This window comes from Noviherbaspirillum sp., from assembly GCF_036846085.1.
In the GTDB taxonomy this organism is placed as follows: Bacteria; Pseudomonadota; Gammaproteobacteria; order Burkholderiales; family Burkholderiaceae_D; genus Noviherbaspirillum.
The window spans coordinates 1-4315 of the sequence record NZ_DAIUCO010000239.1 but is presented as its reverse complement, the minus strand read 5'-3'; the positions used below and the strand labels follow the sequence as shown (position 1 = coordinate 4315).

Sequence of the window (4315 nt, the reverse complement as noted above, 5' to 3'; positions counted from 1 at the left end):
GCGCTGGACCGGGCATTCGATATCGTCATCGGTAGTTCAGCAGCGGGCGATCCCGCAGCCGCCTCCGCCAACCCGCCACCGTCGATTGACCGCCGCGCGGACGGCTCCGCAGGCGGCGCCAAGCGGATCGACATTCCGCCGCACATCGCGGTCATCAGGCGAAGCGGCAACGGATTGGACATCACCTATCCCAAAGGACGCGACAGGGGCATGGTGTTCACCCTTGCCGCCGTCGCAGCAGTCTTCCTGCTGATCGCCGGCTTCATTCCCTCGTCCGGCATGCAGGCATTGCTGTTCCGTTTGCTGCTGCTGACGGTCGGTTCCGGGCTTGCCGTTGGAGCGGTGTACTGCGTAACGCATGAACGCCGGATCGGGGTGAGGCGAGCCCGCATCACGGTCGATGACAAATGGCTGCTCGGCGACCGCACCATCGGCATGGCGGCCACGGAGCTGGGCCGCATCGACGTCTCGGTCGGCATGACCAAGGTCATGGGAAATCGCCGGACCGATTTTTACCGTATTGTCGCTGTCCGGCGTAACGGCAAGGGAGCAGACGTCACCCTCGGCAGCGGGATACCCCATGTGGCAGTCGCCGAGGCGATCGCCGCCGGAATACGGGACGTACTCGATACCGATGCCGGCGTTCCCACCTTGCGGGCGGGCGACCCGCCGATCGCCGAGGCAGGCAACGCCGGCCCGGCACCGCACTGGGCACGCAGGCTGAGGGCGGCGGTGATCGGACTTGCTTTTCTGTTCGTGGCGGCATTCATCTGGGATGCGGGCGAACCTTTCTTCACAACCGGCACGCCGGTGCGCTCCGCAACGGATGCGGTACAGACCGGCGTTGAGGACGATTTGATGAGCCTCTTCGACCGGGGCGATATCGAGCAGCTTCGAAAGGCATTCGGCAACGGTGCGGACGCCAACGCTTTCGCGGAAAACGGCTCATCGCTCCTGATGATGGCGAGCGCGCGCCGCAATATGCCGCTGGTGCGCCTGCTGGTGGAACATGGCGCCGACGTCAATGCGCTCAACCGCAGTCCGATCCCCGGGAAGGCCGGCCGCAATGCGCTGATGGTGGCCTTGTACGAAGCGGATGTGGACATTGCGAAGGTGCTGATGGATGCCGGTTCGCGCACCGACATCGCGGACGGGCACGGATGGAAGATCGTGCATCATGCGGCGCGGCGCGGGTGTATCGACTGCATGCAGATGCTGAAGGAGCGCGGCTTCGCGCTGGACGAGGCGGCGCCCGGCAGCAGGGGAGAGACGCCGATGATGGTTGCGGCGCAGTTCAATCATCCTGAGTTGATCCGCTGGCTGATCGAGCATGGCGCGGATCCCAGGGCGCGGGACAGGCATGGAGAGAATGTTTTCGGCTGGGCGCGCTTTTTCAACCAGCGGGCGGCGATGGAGGTGTTGAAGGTGTATGAGGGTGGGGGGTGAGAAGCCGTTTTCGCGTGGCGAAGTAATAAGGTTGTAAGCGAGCCAGCTCCTTCCTCCTTCTAGGGGGAAGGTTGGGATGGGGGTGGTGAGGTTGGGCTATCGCATACAGCTATTCAACCTCACTACCCCTCCTTGCAGGACGCATCTTCGCTTGCAAGCGAAGATTGTTTCGCAGGCGGGCAGCAGGCTGCCCGAATTCTCTGCTACACCCCTAACCCTCCCCCTGAGAGGGGGAGGGGACAAGTATTTAAGCGCTTTTGACTGCATTTATCACACCCGCATCTACTACCCCATTAATTTCCCAAACAGCCACTCAAACATCCCGCTTCCGCTCCTTCTCCCACAGCACATCGCTCCCCCCTGCATAACGGTTCAGCACCCGCGACAGCACGAACATCAAATCCGACAGCCGGTTCATGTACTGGCGCGGCTTGTCGTGAATGGTCTCCGCATTGCCGAGCGTGACGATCGCGCGTTCGGCGCGGCGGGCGACGGTGCGGCATACATGCGCCTGCGCCGCGCCGCGCGAGCCGGCCGGCAGAATGAAATCCTTCAGCGGCGGCAGGTCGGCGTTGTATTTTTCGAGCAGGGCGTCAAGGCGCGCAACATGTGATTCGGTGATCATCGAGTAGCCGGGAATGCACAATTCGCCGCCGAGGTCGAACAGGTCATGCTGGATCGACACCAGTTCCTCGCGCAGCGCCGGCGGCAGGTCCTCGCACAACAGCAGGCCGACATGCGAATTCAGTTCATCCACGTCGCCCATCGCATGCACCCGCAGGCTGTCCTTGCCGGTGCGGCTGCCGTCGCCGAGGCCGGTGGTGCCGTTGTCGCCGGTGCGTGTCGCTATCTTGGAAAGTCGGTTGCCCATGATGGTTCGGAAAGAGTAGGAGACACCGCGAGGATACGGCAAAAACGCCGCTGGCGAACATTCCCCGTCAGAGTAGAATCGACCCATCCCGAGGAGATGCCATGAACCATCCAGCTGATTTGTCCAGGCTCGCGCGGCCGGCAACCGAAGCCCTGCTCACAGACCTGCGCGCCGTGTTCGGCGAACGTCTTTCCACCACCCATGCGATGCGCGAGCACCACGGGCGCGACGAATCTTCCTACGATCCAATGCTGCCCGATGCGGTGGTGTTCGCCCATTCCACCGAGGAGGTGGCCGCGGCGGTGAAATTGTGCAATGCCTGCGGGGTACCGGTGATTCCCTACGGCACCGGCACCTCGCTCGAAGGCCATGTGCTGGCGTTGCAAGGCGGTATCACCATCGACCTGTCGCAAATGAACCGCGTGCTGGCCATCCACGCCGAGGACCTGACCGCCACGGTGCAGGCCGGCGTGACCCGCAAGCAACTCAACCAGGAAATCCGGGATACCGGCCTGTTCTTCCCGATCGATCCGGGCGCCGATGCGTCCCTGGGCGGCATGGCCGCCACCCGTGCGTCCGGCACCAACGCCGTGCGCTATGGCACCATGCGCGAAAACACGCTGGCATTGACCGTCGTGACCGCCGACGGGCGCATCATCAGGACCGGCACCCGGGCCCGCAAATCATCCGCCGGCTACGACCTGACCCGTATCTTCGTCGGCAGCGAAGGAACGCTCGGCATCATCACCGAAGTCACCGTCAGGCTGTATCCGCAGCCTGAAGCGGTGTCGGCCGCGGTTTGTTCCTTTCCCTCCGCCGCCGATGCGGTCAACAGCGTCATCCAGACCATCCAGATGGGTATCCCGGTGGCAAGGATCGAGTTCCTCGACGAAAACAGCGTCCGGTCGATCAATGCGCACGACAAGCTGAACCTGCCTGAAAAGCCGCTGCTGCTGTTCGAGTTCCACGGCAGTGAAAACGGCGTGCGCGAACAGGCCGAGGTCGTACAGGAAATCGTCGGCAGCCATCAAGCGATCGGCTTCGAATGGGCCGTGCGGCCGGAGGACCGGTCGCGCCTGTGGGCGGCGCGTCACAATGCCTATTTCGCCATGCTGCAGATGCGGCCGGGCGGGCGTTCGATTTCCACCGACTGCTGCGTGCCGATTTCCCGCCTCGCCGAATGCATCCTCGACACCAAGGACGATTGCGAAAAGAACGGCATGATCTATTCCATCATCGGTCATGTCGGCGACGGCAATTTCCATGTGCTGATGATGGTCGACCCGAATGACCCCGACGACATCGCGAAAGCGGAGGGCGTCAACGCCCGCATGGTGTCGCGCGCGATCGCCATGGACGGCACCTGCACCGGCGAGCACGGCGTCGGCATGCACAAGATGGATTTCCTCGTGCAGGAACATGGCGAGGAGGCGATCGAGACGATGCGTACGCTCAAGCATGCGTTCGACCCGAACAACATCATGAATCCCGGTAAAATCATCCATTGGTAACCCCCGAGGCTTGCAGAGGCGCGGACGGGGCCAATCTCAAGCCTGTGGTGCTCACCGTACCGAAGTACGGTTCCGCTCCGCGGCTTGACCTTGGTTCCCCTACGCGTCTCTGCAAGCCTCGGATATGTGGCTGATGTCGGCTATGTAATGTTCACATTGCTCAAGTACGTTTGCGCCTCTCGGACTAACCTTGTCGCCCGTAGAGCGCATGAGCACCGCGGCACGTCTCGTTGTGCTGCATTTCTCCTTTCACGATTCTTTTAAGCTTTTATGGCAAATCGCCTTCCCCCGGTTCACGCGCTTTCCGCCTTCGAGTCGGCCGCTCGCAATGGTTCCTTCGCCGTCGCTGCGGAGGAGTTGTGCATCACGCCGTCGGCGCTGTCGCACCGCATCCGGCTGCTGGAGGATTTTGTCGGCGAGCGCTTGTTCCTGCGCGACGGGCGCAGCGTCACCCTGTCCGAATTCGGGCGTCGTTACCTGGATGTGG

4 protein-coding genes are annotated in these 4315 nt (G+C 62.7%); 3 read left to right on the top strand and 1 reads right to left on the bottom strand.

The features are described 5' to 3' along the window. The coding region (locus V7080_RS20975; RefSeq protein WP_334190334.1) for an ankyrin repeat domain-containing protein at nucleotides 1-1446 on the top strand (1446 nt) is incomplete at its 5' end. A gap of 313 nt (nucleotides 1447-1759) precedes the next feature. Here the strand turns inward: V7080_RS20975 and V7080_RS20970 are convergent. Then, on the bottom strand, nucleotides 1760-2317 hold the full coding sequence (locus V7080_RS20970) for a cob(I)yrinic acid a,c-diamide adenosyltransferase (protein ID WP_334190333.1): 558 nt from the start codon (nucleotides 2315-2317) through the stop codon (nucleotides 1760-1762). Between the two features lie 101 nt (nucleotides 2318-2418). On the opposite strand from V7080_RS20970, the gene V7080_RS20965 reads away from it, so the two are divergent. Then, nucleotides 2419-3828: an FAD-binding oxidoreductase gene (locus V7080_RS20965; RefSeq protein WP_334190332.1), complete on the top strand. Its 1410-nt coding sequence runs from the start codon at nucleotides 2419-2421 to the stop codon at nucleotides 3826-3828. Nucleotides 3829-4098: 270 nt separating this feature from the next. Next, nucleotides 4099-4315 (top strand): LysR family transcriptional regulator (locus tag V7080_RS20960; RefSeq protein ID WP_334190331.1); only part of this gene is annotated, 217 nt, incomplete at its 3' end.